Raw genomic sequence first — 20,799 nt, 5'->3', positions numbered from 1 at the left:
ATTTTTATAAAAATAAATACTACAAACAGTAGAATTATTTAAGATTTCAGTATACTTGCGGCACAAACAATTCTAGCCAGCACTATTCGTATGAAGAAAAATCTCTTTCAATTGTGGCTGTTCGCTTTCATGACGGCCATATCATTCGCTTGTAACGACGACGACGACAAAACCCCTGAAACGATTAAACTCGAAGACTCCTGGAAAGAAGGCTGGACTTCGCAAAAAGTACTCGACTTACCCAAAGGCCAGCGCCCGGCCCCTTCCGTATACCTCGACCAGAAGTATATCGATTTTCACCTGGCTAAATTCACCGACGGGGCAACCTACCTGGTCACCAAAAAAGCCCTCGACGACTACGGCCGCGATACGCTGGGTTATCCCGACAATACGCAGTTTGTCATGACCAAGGCCGAAATGGATGCGATGCTGACCAAAACCAACAAGGATATCAGCAAAATAGAGAAAGAACTGGGCATTCCGGCTGATAGCTGGAAAGGAAAGGAAATGGTACGCATATCGATCCCAGACCCCAGAGCACTGAACGTGCGAATGCCGTCGGGCAACGAAATGGGGGCCAATAATCTCTGGTTACCGGGCGGGCAACTTCCCACAGGCTATTCGGAAGCGGTAGTCGACCGCATTCCGAAAGGAAAATACACTGAAACACCACTATAACCGATGAAACAGGCCAATGCGTTGGGCAACGCGTTGGCCTTCTTTTTTTAACGTATATTTAGCCCCGCATAACGCTATTTCCAAATGAAAGAAATTGCCAAGGAAGCCTGGAATTACACATTTTCCGAACAAGCCCCTGGAGACTATATGCTCTCGGTCGTGTGCGGAGGCGTAGGCATGTACGAATTTGTGATACGACTCACGCCCGCACAAATTGCGGATTATGAACGGGAAGGAATTCCCTATATCAAGCGGCTGGCGGAACAGGTCCGCCACGACCAGGCGCCGTTCGCCGCACAAAAGGTCTGACGGCGCCACGATCGCCCCCGTTTTTCACATAGCTGACTAGCAACACAATACAGGCCCGCAATGGGCCTTTTTTTGTGCTTTATGCAACGTTCGGGAAACTCGTTCGTCATTGCAATGCCCGGAGCCCGGGAACCTGACAAAATCGCGGACGCATTAATTAGCCATGTATGAAAACACCCCTACTCACCCTGGCCTTCTGGGCCCTCGCCATTCATTTTCTCTCCGCACAACACGTCCGCATTTCGGGCCTGCTGATGGACTCGACCGCCAGTAAACCCATCGAATTTGCGACGGTGGCGCTCATGAAGGACGGAAAGATTACGGAAGGCGTTACCGCCGACGCCAAAGGACGGTTCGTATTTCCAAAAGTCGCACCGGGCGTCTATATCGTTCAGGCTTCGCTGATGGGCTATACCACCAAGACCTTCGGTCCGGTGTACGCCGACAGGGACGACGTCGAGATCGGTGTCATCAAACTCGCGCCGGCGGCACAGAACCTGAAAGAAGTGACGGTGAACGAGCAGAAAGCCTTGTTTGAAGAGCGCTCCGACAGGATGGTGTACAATGCCGAAAAGGATATCAGCATCAAGGGCGGCGATGCCACCGACGTCCTTAAAAAGATCCCGTCCGTGGCGGTGGATATCGAAGGAAACGTACAGCTCCGTGGAAGCGCCAATATCAAGGTGCTTATCAACAACAAACCATCGAATGTCGTGGCGCGGAGCGTTTCCGAGGCCTTGAAACAGATTCCGGCGGACATTATCAAGCAGGTGGAGGTGATCACCTCCCCTTCCGCAAAGTACGATGCAGAGGGCACGGCGGGCATTATCAATATCATCACCAAAAAGAATACGCTGAAAGGTACCAATGGCTCCGTCAGCCCCAATTTCGGCCAATGGAACAACTGGCCGAATGCAAGTATCAGCCACCGCAACAAAGGCCTGACGCTCTCGGCCAATGGTGGTTTCAGCAACTGGAAGAACAAACGCTACATGCAACAGCTGCGCTCTTTCACCAACGGCGACACGCTTACCAGCCAGGACCAGGACCAGTGGGTCCGCGGCCGGGGCAAAAACTTTTACGGCACGGTCAATGCCGACTGGGACATCGATTCACTGAACCGCGTCGGGGCGGGTTTCAACTACTACAACGGCATCAATACCAACTGGTTCGATATCAGTTTCGAGGAAAGCACCCTGGGCATTCCGGGCCAGTACTTCCGGCGCGATATGAGCCGTACGTACGACTGGCAGGGCTCGACGCTCAACCTCGATTATACCCGGCTTTTCAAAAAACCAAAAAAAGAGCTCACGTTGCTTATGATGTATTCGTTCGAAGGCGAGGACAGCAACTACGATTCCGACCTGCTCAACCGCGCCAATGCCATTTATTACCGCGAGAAAAGCTACAATATCAGCAATAATAAGGAAGGCACCGTGCAGCTGGATTTCACCAATCCGCTCGACAGCGTCAGCACCCTCGAAATGGGTACCAAAACCATTTTCCGCAAGATCCTGAGCGATTACCGCATTTCGAGCGCCATCGACGGTTCCGACGATTTTCACGACATGCCCGAGCAGGCCAATGTATTCGACTACGCGCAGCAGGTTACGTCCGCATACCTGGTATACAACCGCACGCCGAAAAAGAACTGGGGCATTAACCTGGGCGCACGTTACGAGCACACGTTCATACAGGCGAATTTCCTGAATGGCACCGCCCCTTTCTCGAACAATTATGGCAACATTATCCCGAGCGTAAGCCTCTCCCGCAGTCTCAAAAAGAACCAGCAAATCCGGATGAGCTACACCCAGCGGATTCAGCGCCCGCAGTTCTTTTACCTCAACCCCTATGTCAACCAGGCCGACTCTAAGAACCAGTATGGCGGCAATCCTTACCTGAAACCCGAGCTGACGCACTCGGTGGAAGCCAATTACAGCGTGTCGATCAAACAGACGAGTATTAATGCATCCTTTTTCCTGCGCAAAACCAACAATGCGATCGAAAGCATCAGCAATGTCGACAGCAGCGGCGTCATGAGGCAGATTTTCCAGAATGTAGCCCAAAATTCGGCTTATGGCCTTAACCTGAGCGCCAATACCAAGCTCATGAAACAATGGACCCTTAACGGCTCGCTCAACGTATTCTATAACGTCCTCGAAAGCGCAGAGCTCAAAACTCGCAATGCCGACTGGATGTACCGCATTAACCTGAACTCCACGATCGATTTCGGCAAGGGTATCAAGGCGCAGTTGTTCGGGTTCTACAATTCGCCGCGCGTCAACATCCAGGGCAGTTACGGCGGCTTCGGATTCTATAATATTGTATTACAAAAAGAAGTGCTGAAAAAGAAAGGGACGATCGGTTTCGGCTTCGACAACCCTTTCAACCGTACTATCAAATGGCGAAACGATTTTGTCGGGCCGAATTTCGTGCAGACACAGGATGTGGCCATGTACCGGCGCGGCTGGCGATTGAACCTGAAATACGAATTCGGACAGATGTCGGGCAACCAGCGCCAGAAAAAACGGATCAGCAACGACGACAAAAAGTCGGGCGAAGGCAATAATTAAGAAACAACTGAATCGGACGGCACCGGCCCGGGTTTTTCCAAAAAAATCCGGGCATTTTTTTGGAAACCATATGGTTTCATTATATTTGGAAACCAAACGGTTTCCATTTCTTTTTTTAAGGCCGTACAAAACCGATGAACCAAACCCGACGCGATGTTTTTCAGGCTATTTCGGATCCTACCCGGCGCGAGATCATTCATCTGCTCGCACGCCGGACGCTCAATCTGAACAATGTGGCCGACCATTTTACGATCAGCCGCCCGGCCGTCGCCAAGCATATCCGCATACTTACCGAATGCGGGCTGGTAACCGTGCAGACACGCGGCCGGGAAACATTCTGCCAGGCCGACCTGAAAGGGCTTAAAGAAGTATCCGACTGGGCCAATACGTATCGGAAGTTCTGGAGTGATAAGCTGGATGCCCTCGAACGCTTTCTGGACGAGGAACATCCGGATGAAAATACATAAACGGACATTCTTAAAATGAAAAGGTTATGACAAAGACCACACAGCATGGCCGGCTGGGAAAAGACGAGCTCGGTTATCATATTGTTTTTGAGAGACTGCTGAAACATTCCGCGGCCAAAGTGTGGGACGCGTTGATCAACCCCGAAAAACTGGCGGTCTGGTTTATGAAAACCGAACTCGACCCTGTTCCGGGCGGGCGTATGACCATGCATTTCGGTGACGCCGAGAACACCCTTTCCTATGGCCGGATCGTGAGGATCGAACCGGAGAAGTACCTGGAATACGTTTGGGAGAACGAAGACGGCCCCGACGAGCTTGCGGTTTGGGAGCTGTTTCCCGGCGGCGGGGAGCAAACCCTGCTCCGGTTTACATATAGCCGGGTTTCCGAAACCTACGCCGTCAGTGTTTCCGCCGGCTGGCACCAGATGCTCGATCTGCTGGCAGATATTTTGGATGAAAAGGTAGAACCGGCCGTGCAGCTTCACGACGGCGTACAGTCGGAAGCCGGGAAAACGCTTGAAAAGCATTACAAAGCGGCATTCGACGCACTTTCTTGAAACGAATACCTCAACTTTAACCCATCAGAACCATGGCTTTTGAACCTTTTGTGCTGGAAAAAGTACTGAATGCGCCGCCCGCGCGGGTGTGGAGCGCCTTGACCGACGTCGAGCAGATGCGAAAATGGTATTTCGACCTCCCCGCATTCAAAGCAGAAACCGGCTTTGAATTTGAATTCACCGCGGGCAGCGAAGAACGGCAGTACCGCCACCTTTGCAAAGTCACCGAGGTAGAACAGAACCGTAAACTCGCCTACTCCTGGCGTTATGCGGATTATCCCGGCGACTCCGAAGTGACCTTCGAATTGATTCCGGAAGGCGGTAAAACCCGTCTCCGCCTCACCCACAAGGGCCTTCACACCTTCCCGAAAGAGTATCCCGATTTCGCGCCGGAAAGCTTCGCTTCGGGCTGGAACCATATTATCGGAAAAAGCCTGGCCGGATTTGTGGAAACGGAAAGCTAGGGAATTACCTTCCCGGCACGCAACTGGTCAAAAATCCGGTAAAACATCTCTTCCGTGTCCACAAATTCATGAAAACCCAACCGCCTGGCCTTCGAGCCGTCTGCAAGGAAGTCGTAATCCCACGAAAAGACGAAATCCCCGAACGGCCAGGCGGACAATGCTTCATAACCGTACAGGAGTCCGTGGCGCCCCCGCAGCGTTTCCCAAACGGCCGCCTTGTCGCGCATTACTTCCGCGAGCGGAAGCTGTACCGGCGGAGCGGTTTCAAGCCCGAAGTACCGGCCCAGCCTAGGCCACAAATCTTCCCAGCGGAACAAGTCGCCATTGTTGATATTGAATGCCTGATTGGCGCACGCGGGCGTTGTGGCGGCCCAAACGGTGGCTTTCGCCAGCAGACCGGCATCCGTCATTTCGATCAGCGAACGGTATGCGCCGGGCTTGCCGGGGAATCGGAACGGGATATTCAATTCCTTGCATAAGGTGGCGTAAACGGCGATCAACGATACGAGATTAAGGGGATTAGCCGGCGCAAACCCGCCTACAACCGACGGCCGGATAGCCGACCAGCTCCACGACTTGCCTTGCTGCGCCGCCGTAATGTACCGCTGCTGTTCGGTCATAAACTCTGGCGGCATAATGGGTGGATCATCCTCCCTTGCCGGCGTCCTGAACGGCCCCAGATGTGCGCCGTAAACCTTGTAGCCCTGCATAAAGCTGATGTGTTCCAGCATCGGCGACACTTTTTCGATTGTTTCCACCACATTCCGGAACATGGTGATATTGGGTGGCACGAGCCCGGCCCAGGTCGGCTTGTCCTGATATGCGGTGTAAAAGACGTGGGTCACGGTATCGAGGCCGGCAAATCGGGCGGTCACGTCGGTCACATCGAGCAAATCCACCGTGACCGTATCGACACTCCCCGGAAGCGCATTCCGCGATGTGCCAATTACCCTCCATCCGGGAAGCGATTGCAGATGGGCGACGAGATTCCGGCCTATTACGCCGCTTGCTCCTACTACCAAAGCTGTTTTTAACTGTCCCATGTTACCTGGCGATATCGAGTGGCTGCATAAGATAAATCTCCGGATCGGTTTGCAACTTTTCCAGCGGCGCCCCGAATGCCCGGATGTACGGTTGCTCGTTATGGGCGTCGAGCCCCTCCCGGCTTTCCCAGATTTCCCGGAAGACGAACACGTCCGGATCGCTACTATCCTGGAACAGATCGTATTGTATACAGGCGGGTTCTTTCCTGGATTCGGTTACCATATTCAACAGCGTTTCCCGGACCTCGTCACGGTACGCTGTTTGACTTTTAATGACGGCTGTGAGATAAACAGGCATATTAATCGGCGGTCAGGCTGCACATTCGGCTTCAATGTTACCGAAAACTCCCGCAAGGTGCGCGAGATACTGATTTTTATAAGCCCCGATCCTTTCGGGCGTCGCATTTTTTTCCAGGTCATGGAAATGCATGCCTTGCAGCGGCTGCATGCCGGTAAATGCGTTCATCCGGTGAAAACCGAACATAACGCCGTCGTCGACGGAGTGTTCCTGAAAAAACTCCCCGGGCAGCGTAAATGCCGTTTCAGGAGCGTTCCAGGTGGTGGTGAGCATGTACCTGCGCCCGTGAAGCATGCCGCCGGTACCGTAATTGATGGCCGGATTTTCGGTTTTGCGGCCGTCGCTGCGGTAAATGCCCTTGCGGTGACCGGCCGTGAAGACGATATCGATGTATTCTTTCAGTTTGTAAGGCATGGAAAACCACCAGACCGGCGTGTGGTATATGACCACATCCGCCCATACGAACTTCGTGACCTCCTCTTCCGGGTCGTAGGGCTGGTTAATGTCCGTTACTTGAAGCTGAAAGCCGTTTTCTTCGGTAAAAAACGACTGGTCCAGGCCCGTCAGCGTGTGATTGAATTTCCCGCCCGAATGCGCGAAATGCTGGCCGCCGTTGATGACAAATATCTTTTTCATAGTTCGTTTTGATTTTGACACCACAAATTTCCGACGGTCTAATTCATTATCAAAATAACTTAAATTGTATATTTGTATTATAAAAATTATAGATAACTATGCAACTCAATCTCGAATGGCTCCGGACTTTCAAGGCGATCTATGAAACCGGGACGCTGTCGGCGGCGGCGCAGGAGCTTTTTATATCCCAACCGGGCGTCAGCCTGCACCTGAACTCGCTGGAAGCCTACACCGGCCATAAGCTGTTCGACCGCTCACCCCGGAAAATGGTGCCCACCGAAAGGGGAAAAGTATTGTACAATTTCGTACTCGACCCGCTGCGCAAGCTCGAAGCGGTGGAGCAACATTTTCACAAAAGCTCCAAGGAGGAGCGGCCCACGCTCAGCCTCGGCATGTGTTTTGAAACATTTCAGTATACGCTTGAAGAGCACATCGCATCGCTGCCGTTTAACCTCATCATCAAATTCGGGGAATATCCGCAAATGCAGCAGGACCTCGATAATGGCCTGCTCGACCTCATCGTGACCCCGCAGCAAGGGCAGCAGCAGAACCTGCATTACAAACCGTTTTCCAAAGAAAGGATCGTGCTTGTCGCCGGCAGCCGGACCGACACGGAACCGCTCCGCGACCTGCTGCGGCAGTCGCCACTGCGGCAGTCGTCACTGCGGCAGTCGTCACTGCGGCAGTCGCACAAGGCCGAAGCCGCCGACTGGCTCAAACAGCAGATCTGGTACAGCACGGCCGCCGATATGGAGCATTTGAAAAACTTCTGGCTCAAAAACTTCGATTCGCACCCGGATTTCAGGCCCAATTACATCGTTCCAAACATCTGCTCTATCATCCGCTGCCTCAGCGATGGCGAAGGCTTTTCGATCGTTCCGCATTTCCTCTGCGTGGAAGCGTTGGAGGCCGGCCAGATCGAACTGGTATGGGAAGGCAGTACGCCGATGGAAAACACGCTGTATTTCGGGACCAGAAAAAAGACGATTTACCAGAAGGAGATCGAGCAGTTGCAGGAATTGTTTATCAGCAAATGGAAAGAGCCGGCAGTTATGGCGTTAACCTGATATCCTCCGTAACAAAACAAAAATCCCCGCCCGGAACTAACCGGGCGGGGCGCTGATGAAGTGCTTTCCATGGTTCGTCAGATCGTCACGCTGATCGTGACGCTGATGTTGCCGCGCGTCGCTTTCGAGTACGGGCAGGTCCGATGTGCCGATTCGACGATAATGCGGGCGGTTTCTTCGTCAAGGCCCGGCAGGCTCACGTTCAGGCGGGCTTGCAGGAAATATTCGGCTTTGGCCAGGCCGAGATCCACTTCCGCATCCACTGCCGTGGCCTCGGGAAGCGCTATTTTTTCCTTCGCCGCCGCAATGCCCATTGCGCCGATAAAACATGCAGACCAGCCGGCAGCAAAAAGCTGTTCGGGATTCGTACCGACGCCATTCGAACCGGGCGACGATAATTGAATGTCGAGATTTCCGTCCGAGCTGCGCGATGCGCCGTCGCGCCCGCCCGAGGTGTGGGTTTTGCCTGTATAAAGCACTTTATCGATGGTGGTTGTACCTGCCGCTCTGGTGATTTCGATCGTTTCCATGATGTTGGTTCTGAATTAAAGTTCTAAATAGTTGAAACTGTGGAGAACCGGCATTTCCGCCGCGATTTCCGATACAAATAGAATACATCCGGCTCTTCCCGGACAATGCAAAATAGCCGGAATGGGCAAACAGACACGCGAAGTGGGCAAAGGCGCTGCCCATTCCGGCGGAGCCCGGCTTAATCGCATTCGACGGCTCCGCGGGCCCCGTTGCCGGCCTCGCCCCGCACCTGTCCGGTTCGGGGGCGAATGTGTCCGGTTCGGTCCGTTTCCCGTTCCCGGCGGCGGCTTCCCATTCTACTTTTGGGAAAAAACAAACCGCTATGAATGCTCTGAAACGCAACCGATACCGCAACGCCGCCGCGCTCCTGGCGGGCATTATTTTTACCAGCTTTGTCGTTTTGCAGGTCAAAAGTCCGACTGTCGAAAATCCGCCGGTGACATCGGAGTTCCATGGACCGGAGAATGTTACCCGCATTCTCAGACGTTCGTGTTATGACTGCCATTCGAACGAGACCAACCTGCGCTGGTACGACAAGATCGCGCCGTTTTCCTACAAGGTGGCGGCCGACGTGGAGGAGGCCCGAAAACGTTTCAATTTTTCCGAGTGGGACAGCATTCCCAAAGCCGAGCAGGAGGGCAAGCTGTGGTATATCGTAAATATGATCGATGCTGGCCGGATGCCCCTGCCCGGGTACGCAGCCGCACATCCGGGCGCGAAGGTGACATCCGCGGAGCTCGATATTCTGAAAAAATATGTTACCAAGCTTTCCCGCGGGCATTACGCAACCGGCGACACGGCCCGCATCATCGAAAAACCGAAAGTTGCTAATGTCCCGACTTCGCCCAACGGCATCCAGTATCTCGACGACTACAAAAACTGGAAGGTGATCAGCACCACCGGCCGCCCCGACAACGGCACGATGCGCATTATCTATGGAAACGATATTGCCGTGAAAGCGCTGGAAGAAGACCGGATCCGTCCATGGCCCGACGGCGCGGTGATCGCGAAGGTGGTCTGGAACAGCCAGGCGCCGGATGCGGACGGCAATGTAAAACCCGGCAATTTCAGCAATGTGCAGCTTATGGTCCGCGATGCAAAAAAATTCGCCGAAACCGAAGGCTGGGGTTTCGCCCGGTTCAACGGGCTCGATTTGAAGCCCTACGGAAAGACGGCGGCATTCGCGACGAGCTGTATCAATTGCCACCAGCTTGCCAGAGAAACGGGGTTTGTGTTCGATATTCCGACGCGGCCCACAGGGAAGTGACTGTCCGCCGCCCGCACGAATTCCAGGCAAAACCTTTTTACAAACAACAATTACCTTTTGAAATCATGAAAACCAACATCATCGCCTCGCTTTTTTTCTTCATTTGCTCCGCATTATCCGCTATGGCTTCCGATTTGAATATCAACCCGAAAACGTCCGCCACCATCGATAACAACGGCTTCGCAGTCGTCGAGCTTTTCACTTCCGAAGGCTGTTCGAGCTGTCCGCCGGCCGATAAATTACTGGCAAAAATCCGGGAAGAGAATGCGGGCAAGCCGGTTTACCTCCTGGCATTCCACGTCGATTACTGGAACCACCAGGGCTGGCGGGACGTGTTCAGCAACCGCGATTTCACCAAACGGCAATACCAATATGCCAATTGGTTGAAACTGGAAACCGTTTATACGCCACAGGTGGTCGTGAACGGCAGACATGAACTCATCGGCTCGCAGGAAGAAACGCTGAAACGCGCCCTGAACGCGGAATTGCATTCCCCGGCCCCTGCTCAGCTGCATGCGGGGGCGCAAATCGAGGGTAGCAAGCTAAAACTGACTTACCAGACGACCCACGCCGCCGGGTCGGTTTTGCAAGTCGCGTTGGTTCAAAAGGTTGCGCATACGATGGTGAAGCGCGGCGAGAATGCCGGCCGGTTGCTGCCACATGTGCAGATCGTGCGTCAGATCCAGGGATTTACGGCGGCAGCCGATGGAAATGTGGCCGTAAACCTGCCCGAGGGATTCAACGTCGCCGACTGGGAAGTGGTTACCTTCCTTCAAGACACCCGAACCGGCGCCATTGTCGCGGCCACCCGTCCCGATTTCAAACAAAACAGCTGATTATTACCATGAAAAAGCACATTCTTTTCTTTCTTTTAGCCGGATTGGCATTCCCGGCCTGCCAGCAATCGCGCGGGCTGGCACCGGCTCCCGAAACTATCTTCGATGACCGCGGCCTGCATGTGATCACATCCTTCCACAACGAGCGCAGCGGAACCATCTCTGTGCTGTACGGCAACGACGGCGCGCTGGCGAACGCAGGTAAGGAAGCCCGGGCGCACATGGCGGGCGAGGTTTTCAAGCTCGTCACCTGGACACTGAAGGGGAACCCGCTGTGGTTCGGCGGGAACATCAACGGCTCGCTGGTTTCGGAAGAAACCGTAGCCGTACAGCCCGGCGGGCAAGGTGTGCCGGGCATTGCGTATACACTGGAACAGCATAACGGGACAGCCAAAAATGCCCCTGCAAGCGAAGCGGAGCGGATTAGTTTTATATTTGCCCAACGGGCGTCGGTTTTCCCGTAATCCACCCACAATAATGGTACAAAAGACATTCAGGGTTTCGGCGGTGATCGTCTGGCTCAGCTCCATGTCGCTGGGCGTGCTCACCACCGTACCCAAGATCGCCGAGAAGCATCCGAATGGTTTCGAAGCGGTTACCAGCGCGCTGATTACCACCTCGTTCACACTATTTGTGTGGTATTTCAATATTTATTCGTTGCCCAAATTCACCAGGGAACATTCCCCGGCGGGTTTTTCGTATCCGCTGCTGTTCCGGAGCATTGCCATCGGGATCGTGCTCATGTTCGTAATGGTAGGCGCTCAGAAGCTGGCCATCCCTTCGCTGGATTTCGGGCCGGTGGTGCTGATGTTCGAAGTAAGGGGCATTATGATCAACCTGATCTTCTACATGCTGCTGCACCTCCTCTATCAGACCCACCGTAACCAGCAGGTGATCCTCGAACTGGAACGGAGCAAGGCCGACAACCTTGGCGCACAGTACGAGCTTCTGAAACAGCAGGTTAACCCGCATTTCCTGTTCAACAGCCTCAGCACGCTCAAATCCATGGTAGAGCTCGAAGACCCGAACAGCGTGGATTTCATCCTGAAACTGTCCGACTTCTACCGGTTCACACTTGAGAACAGAAAGCTTGACCTGATTACGCTCGCGGAAGAAATCGAAATCCTGGATGCTTATATGTACCTGCTGAAAGCGCGGTTCGAGGCGGGTATCGAGCTGGAATACAGCATTCCCGAAGACGCGTACCGGACCTGGATACCGCCGTTTACACTGCAATTGCTCGTCGAAAATTGTATCAAGCACAATGTCGTGTCGCTCGATTACCCTTTGCATATCAGGGTGTATGTGCAAAACGACCGGCTGGTCGTCGAGAACCCGCTGCAACCCAAAAAGAACCCCGAACCGTCCACGGAAGTTGGGCTCGAAAACATCCGGCGACGGTATTTCCACCTGCTGGAACAAAATATAGACATCCAAAACGACCAGGAGCATTTCCGGGTCAAGCTGCCCCTTATTTATGAAAATCGTAATCATTGAAGACGAAATCAAAACAGCCCGCTCGCTGGCTCAGCTGATCACGGCCCTGCGCCCGGAAGCGGAAGTCGTGGCGACGATCCAGAGCGTGGAACGGGCCATCGCCTACCTCACCGAAATGCCCCAGCCCGACCTGATATTCATGGATATCCAGCTTTCGGACGGTCTTTGTTTCGAGATTTTCGAATCGGTGAAAGTGGTGCCGCCCGTTATTTTCTGCACAGCTTATGACCATTACGCCATCGAGGCGTTCAAGGCGAACGGGATCGACTACCTGCTCAAACCGTTTAAAAAAGAACATATCGAAGGCGCGCTCGACAAACTGAGTCAACTGAAAAGTTATTTCTCCCACGAAAAACCGCTCGCGCCGGAGCTGGAAACGCTTTTGAAAAAACTGGGCGGGCCGGAGGGGAAAAAGAGTTTCCTGGTTTTCAAACAGAACAAATACATTACGATCAAAACGGAAACGATCGCTTTCTTTTACATTCACAACGAAACTACCTGGCTGCGTACTTTCGATAACCAGGATTATACAATATCGCAACCGCTGGAAGAAGTGCAAAGTGCGGTGCCGCCGTCGCAGTTCTATCGCCTGAACCGCCAGTATCTTGTAAACTTTGAAGCAATCAAGGAAGTGGAGCACTATTTTTCGAGAAAGCTTTTCATCAAACTCACCATCGCGACACCCGAAAAACTGCTGATAGGCAAGGAAAAAGTAAGCCATTTTCTCGGCTGGCTCGAAAACCGCTGAACTGTAAAAAATAAAATCCATTGAACAAAATGAACAATGGATTTTAATTACATAACTCAATAGCAATAACCGTACTTTGGGTACTTGTTATCGTGTTCGAATATATCGTTAAGATGAAGGCCGCGCGATTAAAATTGAATTAAAATTACCCTTCGTGTTAACTAAATTTCAACCGACTCCCCTATTTCGGGCAAATGGAGCGTCAAACCGGCGCTACGGAATGCTTCGATTGCCTCCGCCTTGTCGATGCGGATGAACCCGAAAGTATCGTAATGCAAACCCAGCACTCGGGTTACGCCCAGCAATTTCGCCGCTTCGACAGCGTCCTCGATGCCCATCGTAAGCACATCGCCGATTGGTAAGGCCGCGAAACGAAGCTTCGCCCATTTGGGAACGAGGGTCATATCGAGCGTCAGTGCTGTGTCGCCGCTGTAATAGAAGTTACCGTCCTCGGTTTTGAATGCGAACCCCTCGGCCACGCCGGCGTAGCTGCCGTCGCGGAAGCTGCTCGAATGCACGGCGGCCGTTCCTTTGGCAGTGCCGAAATCAAAGACCCATTTGCCTCCCGGGTTGAGCGGGTGCACGTTTTTCACGCCCTGTGCGCCAAAATGCGTGTACAGCTCCCAGCTGCCTACCACCATCGCGTCGTTATTGTTGGCGATCTTCACGACGTCGTGCGAGTGGTCGAAGTGGCCGTGCGAGACGAAAATATAATCGACCCTGATGTCGTCCGGATTGATACCGCTGGCGAGCTCGTTGCCCGAGATGAACGGATCGAACAAAATCGTTTTGCCACCCGCAACTACCGAAAAGCACGAATGGCCATAATATGTTACTTTCATTGGATTTAGTTTTTGACGTAATATTACAGCCCTTCGCCCGGCCGTCAAAATCCTGGCGCTGCAAAACCGGAATACCCTGCTTAATCGTCCATTTCAGCGGTTTCCTGCCCGCATGGACAAATGCGCTCTGACCCAATACCGCTGGCGGCTTCTTTGATTTTGAAAGCCAGTCACCACAGTGATGTACACTATTTCCGGGTTGTAGGAGCTTGCCGCATTCGCATGAATACGGCCGGTGACCCTTAATTCCTGTTCCAAATCAGCTTTCCGGCCCGCACTTGCCGAAGGTACGTTCCAGAAACGCCTCTATCCTCGCCTTTTGCCGTAAATGATGCCTGAAATGCATTTCCGAAAACTGAAACCATTCCTCGGCGCTCAGGTAATACAGGCCGGGATGCTTCGCTTTCCCGTGGAAAAGGCTCGTCGCGATCAGGCGGTCGGTTTCGGTAACGAGCGCTTTCAGGTGCAGAAGGCGGTCCACGAGCAATTGTTTGCTGGTCGGCTGGCGGACGTGCGCATTCGACGGCGGGCCTTCGAGGATCGCGTCGGGAAACGCGTTATTGTGCAGCATCGCCCTGGCCTCGGAAGTACAATCCTCCATCGCATGGTCGTTCGACGCCAGGCAAATTTTGATCTGGTTAAAATAAAACTCCGCCTCGTCGAGAATGTGCATATACACCTGGCCGAGTGACCACGCGCCCGGTGCGGGCTGGGCAAGCAACCTGGCTATATCGTATCCTTCCAATGCCCGAAGCCAGATGTCGATGGTGTCCTGATAATCCTTGACCCTCATATCGCATTTTTCCTACAAACCTAACGCGATGGCAGGTGAAAATTCGCGGGGTTTAACGACAATCAACGGTGGTATTTGCGCCAAATGTGCTGCCGCATGCGGGTCCGGCCGCCGGGTAGTCGATATATCCCTCGTCTCCGCCCTGGTAATATGTTTCGGGATCGCCATTTGCCAAAGGAATGTTCAACCTGAACCGCTCGGTCAGATCGGGGTTGGCAATGTATGGTTTACCGAACGCTATGAGATCGGCCAGGCCGGTTTGCAAAGCCATTTCGGCCGTTTCGGCGGTATAGCCGCCCGCCAGGATGACCAACCCGTCGAAACGCCGGCGAAGGTCGCGGATATAAGCCTCGGGTATCCTGCCCTTTCCAACCGGGCCCTGATCGGATAAATGAATATACAAAACCCCCCAGTTCCCGAAGGGTATCGACCAGATAGCGGTGGGTTTCGACCTCCTCCGCATAATCGGGCAGGTCGTTCAGTTTCACAAACGGCGAAAGTCGTATGCCCGTACGCTCCTTCCCGATCGCCGCCGCCACGCCCTCCATAATTTCGAGCAGGAAACGGCTGCGGTTGGCGATGTTTCCGCCATAAATATCGGTACGGCGGTTGGTGTGCGGATGCAGGAATTGCTCGGGCAAAAAGCCATGCGCCCCATGGATTTCGACCCCGTCGAAACCAGCGTCCATCGCACGGACAGCCGCCTGAATGTGTTCATCAATCAGTCTGCGGATATCCGCAACCGTGGCCTCAACCGGCTCGCTCATAGGTAAATGGATATCCCCTTTCGTCCTGACGAACCCCTCCGCCCTCACCGCCGAAGGGGCGATCAGCGGCATTTGCGCCTCGTTATTGGCGTAATGCCCGATACGCCCCGCGTGCACCAGCTGCATAAAGATCCGGCCGCCGCGGGCGTGCACCGCCCCGGCAACGTTTTTCCAGCCGTCGGCCTGTGCCTGGTTGTAAATTCCCGGGGTGCCGGCGTACCCGATACCGTTCGGCGCCACGGCTGTATTGTCCGTGATGATCAGTCCGGCACCGGCCCTCTGGCCGTAGTAAATGCCCGCCGACTCGCCCGGCACGCCGTTAAATGCCCTCCGGCGGTTCATAGGGGCCATTACGACACGGTTGGCCAATCTCAGATTGTTCGTCAGCAATGGCCTCAGCAATTTTTTCTCTGTATTCATAACCTCTTTTTTGAACACAAAACTACCCGCCGGGCCGGCCGCCGGACAGTGAGATTGCGTGGTTTTTTCGGTATTTTTACAGGTTATGAAACCAAAGACATTGCATCAGCCCTTCGAAGTGCACGTAGCTGATATGGACTGCTGGAACGAGCGGCCGTTAATCTACCACTTTTTCGAGATCGTCCGGATCATGGATGGAACCGGCACACGGGAAACCAACCGGAACCGCTTTCCCTACCGTCCGGGAAGCATATTCCTTTTCACGCCGCTGGATTGCCGCGGGTTTCATGCCGAGACGCCCACGCGGTTCTGTTCGATCAGGTTTTCCGAGGTGTTTTTGTCCGAATTTAAAAGCGAACAGGACAAGGAGCGAATCACCAACTGGTTGAAACAGCTGGAAACGATATTTGCACATCATAACCGTTTCGAAGAGCTGTTGATCCGCAACGAAAACGACTGCCGGATGATTGCGTCGCTGATCCAGCACCTGATCACCGAATACGAGCAGCGGCAAGCCCATCATAAAGAGAACCTGCGGCACCTGGTAACCCTGATGCTCAACGTGATCGCACGTAATGTGGAGGTCGGCGGCCCGGCGGAAAGCAACGGGACCCGGGAAGGGCTGATCAACCGGGTATTGCTGCACATTCAGCGAAACCTCGCCAATCCGGAAAAGCTCCGCGTCGAATACCTGGCCCGGCACTTTCATATATCTCCCAGTTATGTGGGCGAGTATTTCCGGAAATATACCGGGGAAAGCCTGCAAAGCTACATTGCCACGTCGCGGATCAGACTGGTGGCCCAAAGGCTTACGCAAAGCAACCTCACCGTCGGTGAAATAGCCGCTGAACTCGGCTACACAGACGAGAGCCATCTCAGCCGCCAGTTCCGCAAGCATCACGGCACCAGCCCTATGGCATTCCGAAAAGGTCTTGCGCAAGTGGCTTAATGAATGCCGCTCGCCGCAAATTCGCGGGGCGTCATATTATACAAGTCACGGAAGCATTTGGCGAAATAGGACAGGTTATCAAATCCCACGGCATAGGCCGCCTCCGAGACCTGAACACCACCGGCAAGCAGCGCCGAAGCCTTTTTCAGCCGGTAGTTTCGGATCACCTCCACGGCCGAAAGGCCGGTCAGCGTTTTGAGTTTCCGGTTCAAACCGCTGTTGCTCATGCCCATTTCGCGGGTTAGCTCTGTCACGCCGAAATCGGGGCTTTCGAGCCGGGCGTCGAGAACGTCGTACAGCCTGGTCATAAAGGGGTCTGTTATTTCGCCCGGTTCCGGTGGTAATGCGGCCGTTGTCCCGAACTCCGCCCGCAGACGCTCGTACATGTGCGCCTGCCTGTCGAGCAGATTACGGATGCGCAGGCGCAGCTCGGGCATGTGAAAAGGTTTGGTAATGTAGTCGTCGGCGCCGAGTTCCAGGCCCTCCACCCGGCTTTCCAGCGCCGACTTCGCCGTAAGTAACACCACCGGGATGTGGCTCGTTTCCAGGCCGGATTTAATCTTTTTGCAAAAAGTATAACCGTCCATGACCGGCATCATCACATCGCTGATGATCATGTCGGGCATAAGTTCGGCGGCGAGGCGGAGTCCTTCCTCCCCGTTGGCCGCCTTGTAAAACCGGTAACTCGCTTCGAGGCTGTCCGAGATAAAACCGGCCAATCCTTCGTTATCTTCTACGAGCAAAATCTTAGGCAAATGTTCCGAAACCGGTTCGGAATACCCGTTTCCGGCGACGGCATTCGTTTCGCCGGCAGATGGATCTTTACCCTGAACCTCTCCCCGGCGGTAAGGCAGCAGCACGGTAAAGACGGTGTCGTAGCCGTCCACACCGCTTGCAACCGAAACGCTTCCGCCCTGCAATTCCACCAGCTCTTTCACAATCGCCAGGCCGATACCCGTACCTTCCTGATAGCCGGCCGGCTTTCCAGCCTGGTAGAAACGGTCGAAAATGCGATCAAGCTGCATTTCGGGAATCCGTTCGCCGGTATTGGAGATCGTAATCGATACGCCCTCCTGCTCTCCGGGTTTTAGAGCAACCAGTATCCGCCCCCCTGTGTTTGCGTACTTCACGGCATTGGAAAGTAGGTTACCGACTATCCGTTCCAGTTGTTCGTGGTCGAACCAGTAAGGGTTTTTTCCAAGATAATTTTGAAACACGAGCCTCAGTTCCCGCGCTTCCGCCGCAAGCTGGAATGACTGGGCGAGCGTTGCTACAAAATCGGCGGGGTCCCCCCCAAGCCGCGTCCACCCGGGCGGTACCGGCTTCCAATTTCGACAGATCGAGCAGCTGATTAATCAGTCCCAGCAATTGCCGGGCATTGCGCCGGATCAGCGAGAGGCGCCTGGTATCCATCTCCTCCCTCCGCTCTTCCAGCATTTGGTCGGCCGGGCCCAGGATCAGCGTAAGAGGCGTCCTGAACTCGTGGGTGATGTTGGAAAAAAAACGGGTTTTCATTTCGTCCAGCTCCCGCAACTGTTGTGCCTCCTGCACTTTCAAATCGACTTCCTTTTGTTTAAAAAGAATAGATTGCTGCATTCTGACGCGATGCACATACATTCGGAGCAAACCATACACCACGCCTGCCGAGAGGAGCGAATACACCACGTAAGCCCACCAGGTTTGCCACCAGGGCGGACGTATCCGAATATGCAGCTGCCGGATATTGGTGCTCCACACACCGAGGGTATTCGACGCATTCAGCCACAGCAGATAGTTTCCCGGCCTCAGGTCGGTGTATTTGGTGACGGGTGTTTCCGTTTCAATCCAGTGTCCGTCCACACCTTCAAGCTGGTAACGGTAGCGGATCTTGTCGCTGCGGTTGTATTGCATGGCAGCGAATTCAATCGTGAGAAAGTTCTGCCAATGGGCGAGGTTCAGGTTTTGCATGGCGGCCACCGGCGGCTCGCCTGCGGAAAGCCTGGGCTCCACGGGGGTATTGTTGATGGATATACCGGTAATATGCACCGGCGGCTGATAGCGGTCCTCGTTCGGCAGCCGCGAGTCGAACGAGGTGATGCCCTCCATTCCGCCCAGGAAAATGCGGCCGTCAGGCAGCGCCAGCGCGTGGAAACGGTTGAACTCGTCGGCCATAAGGCCGTCCTCGCGCGTGTAGGTGCGCGCGTGCAATGTTTTTCGGTCTACTTGGCTCAATCCCTGGTTGGTAGCTACCCATACATAGCCGTTCCCGTCGGGGATGGCGGCGTAAACGACATCGTTGGGAAGGCCGTTCCGCTTCGAAAGCTGACGGCAATGCCCCGTGCGTTTGTCGAAACGGCAAAGTCCTCCGCCAAATGTACCTACCCACAGCAGGTTTTCGTCCAGCGGATCGGCGAAAAGGCAGTACAGGTTGTCCGCGCTCAGCGAACCGGCGGGCTCACCCTTCCCGAACCGCCGGATTTGTCCCGAAAACTTGTCTATCCGGTACAACCCGCGCAGCGTGGTGGCAACCCAGATAAACCGCCGGTCGGCCACGATCTGATGAATACCCGATTCTACGGCAGGGCGTAGGGGATGCGGGAAACGTGCCCAGGTGCCGTTTTTGTAAGAGAATAACAGGCTGTCGTGCATCGCCCACATGCGCCCGTCGGGGTCCCGGGCTAGGCTGATGGACATATCCGAGCGCCGGATATCCCTGATTTCAACCGGAAAGGGGATGTTCTTTATCGCGCGTGAGGTAAGGTCCAGTTCAAAAACCGGCGTCCGTCCGGCACTGAACCACATTTTCTGCGGGCTTTCGAATGCATAGCGGAAATTATAGGAAAACAGATCGGCAGGCAGCTTGTCGATTTCTTTTTGCGGCACATTCAGGAAATGCCTCAGCAAATCGGCAATGAAGCCGTTCACATAAGGCTTTGTATTAAAATAGCCTGCCCGAAGGTTATATTTCCGGATTCCCTGTCCATTGGTACCGGCCCAGAGCACATCGGAACGGTCTATATAAAGGCTTTTGAACTCCTGCACATCCGCCGCGACGGGGAATACGGTGAGGCTGTCATTTGTACCATACCGGTAAAAGCCGTTCATTCTGAAAAAGTATGCGTTGCCCTTGCTGTCGGTCACGATGGGGTGCCGGTATTGGGCTTTGGTGTCGAAAATCAGCGGGTGCTGAATGCAGTTGCCCGACGCCGGGTCGAGCAATGCCATACCGGTGTCGAAAAGCAGCAGCAACTTGCCGTTTTTCAGCTGTTCCAATGCGCGCACCCTGGTGTCGATCGCCGCAAAGGCCGGTGAGGCCGACTGGTATTTGACGAAATCCGCGGCGTTTCGCCGCAGCACAAAAATGCCCTGGTTGGTCCCGGCCCAGATGTTCCCGGCCCGGTCTTCGCTCACAAACCGGACATGGGTCCGGCGTATGCCGCTTGAATTGCCCCCCGCGGAGCCATAGTGCCGGATTACCGCCTCGCCGGGCCGGATACAAGCCAGTCCAGGGTCATCGGACATCAGCCAGAGTCGCCGCTGGCTGTCCGCGAACATGTCGCGCAGGAAACGGTTGCCAAAATGCTTCCGGTAGAACGCCTGCTTCGAAAAGTTGAAGAATGTTTCACCGAGCGGGTCGAAAAGATCAATTTGCCCCTGGTCGGTGGTAATCCAGATTTTCCCGTCCGCAGCCAGTTGCAGATTTTCAAGGCCCAGGGAGGAAAGCGATATTCCAGGCTTGTCCGACGGTTGGAATACCCTGAAATGCCGGCCGTCGTAGCGACACAGTCCGTCGCGGGTAGCAAGCCACATAAAACCCCTTGCATCCTGGACAATGGCCGGCACAAAACCCTGGGGAAGCCCCTGTTTGGCAGCGATCGTTTCGGGCACCGGAAATCCTGCCGACTGTGCGTGCGCGGCGCTACACAGCCACGTACCGGCAACCAGCCAATGCAGGATGAACAGGATTACCGGGCGGTTCATGTAGAATTTCTTCAAATGGCTGTGGTTTTAAGCTAATTTACGACAAAACCGCTTTTGGTGACGAAAATTGAACAGTATCTGGTTAAAAATTGACAAT

Annotated in this window: 23 protein-coding genes; 13 read left to right on the top strand and 10 right to left on the bottom strand. The window is 54.1% G+C overall.

Annotated elements, in window-relative coordinates; all coding sequences use genetic code 11:
* The first annotated feature begins 90 nt into the window (after nt 1–90).
* The 6 genes from ABV298_RS26740 to ABV298_RS26715 all read left to right on the top strand — a co-directional run bounded on the left by ABV298_RS26740 (nt 91) and on the right by ABV298_RS26715 (nt 5,048).
* Complete coding sequence (locus ABV298_RS26740; RefSeq protein ID WP_353719197.1) at nt 91–678, top strand: hypothetical protein; 588 nt, start codon at nt 91–93, stop codon at nt 676–678.
* Between the two features lie 84 nt (nt 679–762).
* Nucleotides 763–987 carry a hypothetical protein gene (locus ABV298_RS26735; RefSeq protein ID WP_353719196.1) on the top strand — a complete coding sequence of 75 codons (225 nt, stop codon included), beginning with the start codon at nt 763–765 and terminating at the stop codon, nt 985–987.
* A 167-nt stretch (nt 988–1,154) separates the two neighbouring features.
* Nucleotides 1,155–3,560 carry a TonB-dependent receptor gene (locus ABV298_RS26730; RefSeq protein WP_353719195.1) on the top strand — a complete coding sequence of 802 codons (2,406 nt, stop codon included), beginning with the start codon at nt 1,155–1,157 and terminating at the stop codon, nt 3,558–3,560.
* Between the two features lie 134 nt (nt 3,561–3,694).
* The gene (locus ABV298_RS26725) at nt 3,695–4,027 is read left to right on the top strand and encodes a metalloregulator ArsR/SmtB family transcription factor (RefSeq protein WP_353719194.1); all 333 of its coding nucleotides are present in this window, start codon (nt 3,695–3,697) and stop codon (nt 4,025–4,027) included.
* Between the two features lie 26 nt (nt 4,028–4,053).
* The gene (locus ABV298_RS26720) at nt 4,054–4,584 is read left to right on the top strand and encodes an SRPBCC family protein (protein WP_353719193.1); all 531 of its coding nucleotides are present in this window, start codon (nt 4,054–4,056) and stop codon (nt 4,582–4,584) included.
* A 32-nt stretch (nt 4,585–4,616) separates the two neighbouring features.
* Nucleotides 4,617–5,048 carry an SRPBCC domain-containing protein gene (locus ABV298_RS26715; protein WP_353719192.1) on the top strand — a complete coding sequence of 144 codons (432 nt, stop codon included), beginning with the start codon at nt 4,617–4,619 and terminating at the stop codon, nt 5,046–5,048.
* Here the strand turns inward: ABV298_RS26715 and ABV298_RS26710 are convergent.
* The 3 genes from ABV298_RS26710 to ABV298_RS26700 are packed head-to-tail and all read right to left on the bottom strand — an operon-like array spanning nt 5,045 to nt 7,025.
* Nucleotides 5,045–6,091: an SDR family oxidoreductase gene (locus ABV298_RS26710; RefSeq protein WP_353719191.1), complete on the bottom strand. Its 1,047-nt coding sequence runs from the start codon at nt 6,089–6,091 to the stop codon at nt 5,045–5,047. The two genes, ABV298_RS26715 and ABV298_RS26710, sit on opposite strands and share 4 nt — an antisense overlap.
* Before the next feature lies 1 nt (nt 6,092).
* Nucleotides 6,093–6,389 carry a putative quinol monooxygenase gene (locus ABV298_RS26705; protein WP_353719190.1) on the bottom strand — a complete coding sequence of 99 codons (297 nt, stop codon included), beginning with the start codon at nt 6,387–6,389 and terminating at the stop codon, nt 6,093–6,095.
* Nucleotides 6,390–6,401: 12 nt separating this feature from the next.
* A complete protein-coding gene (locus tag ABV298_RS26700; RefSeq protein WP_353719189.1) occupies nt 6,402–7,025 on the bottom strand; it encodes an NAD(P)H-dependent oxidoreductase in 624 nt (207 codons plus the stop codon).
* Nucleotides 7,026–7,123: 98 nt separating this feature from the next.
* On the opposite strand from ABV298_RS26700, the gene ABV298_RS26695 reads away from it, so the two are divergent.
* Nucleotides 7,124–8,092, top strand: a complete 969-nt coding sequence (locus ABV298_RS26695; protein ID WP_353719188.1) for a LysR family transcriptional regulator — start codon at nt 7,124–7,126, stop codon at nt 8,090–8,092.
* 77 nt (nt 8,093–8,169) lie between these two features.
* On the opposite strand, the gene ABV298_RS26690 is transcribed toward ABV298_RS26695, so the two are convergent.
* The gene (locus ABV298_RS26690; protein ID WP_353719187.1) at nt 8,170–8,622 is read right to left on the bottom strand and encodes an organic hydroperoxide resistance protein; all 453 of its coding nucleotides are present in this window, start codon (nt 8,620–8,622) and stop codon (nt 8,170–8,172) included.
* A 323-nt stretch (nt 8,623–8,945) separates the two neighbouring features.
* Here ABV298_RS26690 and ABV298_RS26685 point away from each other — a divergent pair, with 323 nt between their 5' ends.
* The 5 genes from ABV298_RS26685 to ABV298_RS26665 all read left to right on the top strand — a co-directional run bounded on the left by ABV298_RS26685 (nt 8,946) and on the right by ABV298_RS26665 (nt 12,971).
* Nucleotides 8,946–9,890, top strand: coding sequence for a heme-binding domain-containing protein (locus tag ABV298_RS26685; protein WP_353719186.1), 945 nt, complete (start codon nt 8,946–8,948; stop codon nt 9,888–9,890).
* A gap of 65 nt (nt 9,891–9,955) precedes the next feature.
* Nucleotides 9,956–10,726: a DUF1223 domain-containing protein gene (locus tag ABV298_RS26680; RefSeq protein ID WP_353719185.1), complete on the top strand. Its 771-nt coding sequence runs from the start codon at nt 9,956–9,958 to the stop codon at nt 10,724–10,726.
* Nucleotides 10,727–10,734: 8 nt separating this feature from the next.
* Nucleotides 10,735–11,190: a hypothetical protein gene (locus tag ABV298_RS26675; RefSeq protein WP_353719184.1), complete on the top strand. Its 456-nt coding sequence runs from the start codon at nt 10,735–10,737 to the stop codon at nt 11,188–11,190.
* 13 nt (nt 11,191–11,203) lie between these two features.
* Nucleotides 11,204–12,223, top strand: coding sequence for a histidine kinase (locus ABV298_RS26670; RefSeq protein WP_353719183.1), 1,020 nt, complete (start codon nt 11,204–11,206; stop codon nt 12,221–12,223).
* Complete coding sequence (locus tag ABV298_RS26665; RefSeq protein WP_353719182.1) at nt 12,204–12,971, top strand: LytTR family DNA-binding domain-containing protein; 768 nt, start codon at nt 12,204–12,206, stop codon at nt 12,969–12,971. Before ABV298_RS26670 ends, ABV298_RS26665 begins: the two co-directional genes overlap by 20 nt.
* A 161-nt stretch (nt 12,972–13,132) precedes the next feature.
* Here ABV298_RS26665 and ABV298_RS26660 read toward each other — a convergent pair whose 3' ends face one another.
* The 4 genes from ABV298_RS26660 to ABV298_RS26645 all read right to left on the bottom strand — a co-directional run bounded on the left by ABV298_RS26660 (nt 13,133) and on the right by ABV298_RS26645 (nt 15,793).
* On the bottom strand, nt 13,133–13,813 hold the full coding sequence (locus ABV298_RS26660) for a metal-dependent hydrolase (RefSeq protein WP_353719181.1): 681 nt from the start codon (nt 13,811–13,813) through the stop codon (nt 13,133–13,135).
* Nucleotides 13,814–14,072: 259 nt separating this feature from the next.
* Entirely contained in the window at nt 14,073–14,606 is a 534-nt protein-coding gene (locus ABV298_RS26655) for a DinB family protein (protein ID WP_353719180.1), read from the bottom strand.
* A 52-nt stretch (nt 14,607–14,658) separates the two neighbouring features.
* Nucleotides 14,659–14,919 carry a hypothetical protein gene (locus ABV298_RS26650; protein WP_353719179.1) on the bottom strand — a complete coding sequence of 87 codons (261 nt, stop codon included), beginning with the start codon at nt 14,917–14,919 and terminating at the stop codon, nt 14,659–14,661.
* Complete coding sequence (locus ABV298_RS26645) at nt 14,834–15,793, bottom strand: alkene reductase (protein ID WP_353719178.1); 960 nt, start codon at nt 15,791–15,793, stop codon at nt 14,834–14,836. Before ABV298_RS26645 ends, ABV298_RS26650 begins: the two co-directional genes overlap by 86 nt.
* An 85-nt stretch (nt 15,794–15,878) precedes the next feature.
* On the opposite strand from ABV298_RS26645, the gene ABV298_RS26640 reads away from it, so the two are divergent.
* Nucleotides 15,879–16,742 (top strand): AraC family transcriptional regulator, encoded by an 864-nt coding sequence (locus ABV298_RS26640; protein ID WP_353719177.1) that lies wholly within the window; start codon nt 15,879–15,881, stop codon nt 16,740–16,742.
* On the opposite strand, the gene ABV298_RS26635 is transcribed toward ABV298_RS26640, so the two are convergent.
* Complete coding sequence (locus ABV298_RS26635) at nt 16,739–17,959, bottom strand: ATP-binding protein (protein ID WP_353719176.1); 1,221 nt, start codon at nt 17,957–17,959, stop codon at nt 16,739–16,741. The genes ABV298_RS26640 and ABV298_RS26635 overlap by 4 nt on opposite strands.
* Nucleotides 17,889–20,717: a two-component regulator propeller domain-containing protein gene (locus tag ABV298_RS26630; protein ID WP_353719175.1), complete on the bottom strand. Its 2,829-nt coding sequence runs from the start codon at nt 20,715–20,717 to the stop codon at nt 17,889–17,891. Before ABV298_RS26630 ends, ABV298_RS26635 begins: the two co-directional genes overlap by 71 nt.
* Nucleotides 20,718–20,799: the final 82 nt, after the last annotated feature.

Source organism: Dyadobacter sp. 676, assembly GCF_040448675.1.
Taxonomy (GTDB): Bacteria; Bacteroidota; Bacteroidia; order Cytophagales; family Spirosomataceae; genus Dyadobacter.
This window is presented reverse-complemented; position numbering and strand designations above follow the sequence as displayed.

Bases quoted from the DNA above. Each gene is read 5' to 3' on its own strand.
- ABV298_RS26740 (WP_353719197.1), top strand. From the start codon at position 91: ATGAAGAAAAATCTCTTTCAATTGTGGCTGTTCGCTTTCATGACGGCC.
- ABV298_RS26735 (WP_353719196.1), top strand. From the start codon at position 763: ATGAAAGAAATTGCCAAGGAAGCCTGGAATTACACATTTTCCGAACAA.
- ABV298_RS26730 (WP_353719195.1), top strand. From the start codon at position 1,155: ATGAAAACACCCCTACTCACCCTGGCCTTCTGGGCCCTCGCCATTCAT.
- ABV298_RS26725 (WP_353719194.1), top strand. From the start codon at position 3,695: ATGAACCAAACCCGACGCGATGTTTTTCAGGCTATTTCGGATCCTACC.
- ABV298_RS26720 (WP_353719193.1), top strand. From the start codon at position 4,054: ATGACAAAGACCACACAGCATGGCCGGCTGGGAAAAGACGAGCTCGGT.
- ABV298_RS26715 (WP_353719192.1), top strand. From the start codon at position 4,617: ATGGCTTTTGAACCTTTTGTGCTGGAAAAAGTACTGAATGCGCCGCCC.
- ABV298_RS26710 (WP_353719191.1), bottom strand. From the start codon at position 6,091: ATGGGACAGTTAAAAACAGCTTTGGTAGTAGGAGCAAGCGGCGTAATA.
- ABV298_RS26705 (WP_353719190.1), bottom strand. From the start codon at position 6,389: ATGCCTGTTTATCTCACAGCCGTCATTAAAAGTCAAACAGCGTACCGT.
- ABV298_RS26700 (WP_353719189.1), bottom strand. From the start codon at position 7,025: ATGAAAAAGATATTTGTCATCAACGGCGGCCAGCATTTCGCGCATTCG.
- ABV298_RS26695 (WP_353719188.1), top strand. From the start codon at position 7,124: ATGCAACTCAATCTCGAATGGCTCCGGACTTTCAAGGCGATCTATGAA.
- ABV298_RS26690 (WP_353719187.1), bottom strand. From the start codon at position 8,622: ATGGAAACGATCGAAATCACCAGAGCGGCAGGTACAACCACCATCGAT.
- ABV298_RS26685 (WP_353719186.1), top strand. From the start codon at position 8,946: ATGAATGCTCTGAAACGCAACCGATACCGCAACGCCGCCGCGCTCCTG.
- ABV298_RS26680 (WP_353719185.1), top strand. From the start codon at position 9,956: ATGAAAACCAACATCATCGCCTCGCTTTTTTTCTTCATTTGCTCCGCA.
- ABV298_RS26675 (WP_353719184.1), top strand. From the start codon at position 10,735: ATGAAAAAGCACATTCTTTTCTTTCTTTTAGCCGGATTGGCATTCCCG.
- ABV298_RS26670 (WP_353719183.1), top strand. From the start codon at position 11,204: ATGGTACAAAAGACATTCAGGGTTTCGGCGGTGATCGTCTGGCTCAGC.
- ABV298_RS26665 (WP_353719182.1), top strand. From the start codon at position 12,204: ATGAAAATCGTAATCATTGAAGACGAAATCAAAACAGCCCGCTCGCTG.
- ABV298_RS26660 (WP_353719181.1), bottom strand. From the start codon at position 13,813: ATGAAAGTAACATATTATGGCCATTCGTGCTTTTCGGTAGTTGCGGGT.
- ABV298_RS26655 (WP_353719180.1), bottom strand. From the start codon at position 14,606: ATGAGGGTCAAGGATTATCAGGACACCATCGACATCTGGCTTCGGGCA.
- ABV298_RS26645 (WP_353719178.1), bottom strand. From the start codon at position 15,793: ATGAATACAGAGAAAAAATTGCTGAGGCCATTGCTGACGAACAATCTG.
- ABV298_RS26640 (WP_353719177.1), top strand. From the start codon at position 15,879: ATGAAACCAAAGACATTGCATCAGCCCTTCGAAGTGCACGTAGCTGAT.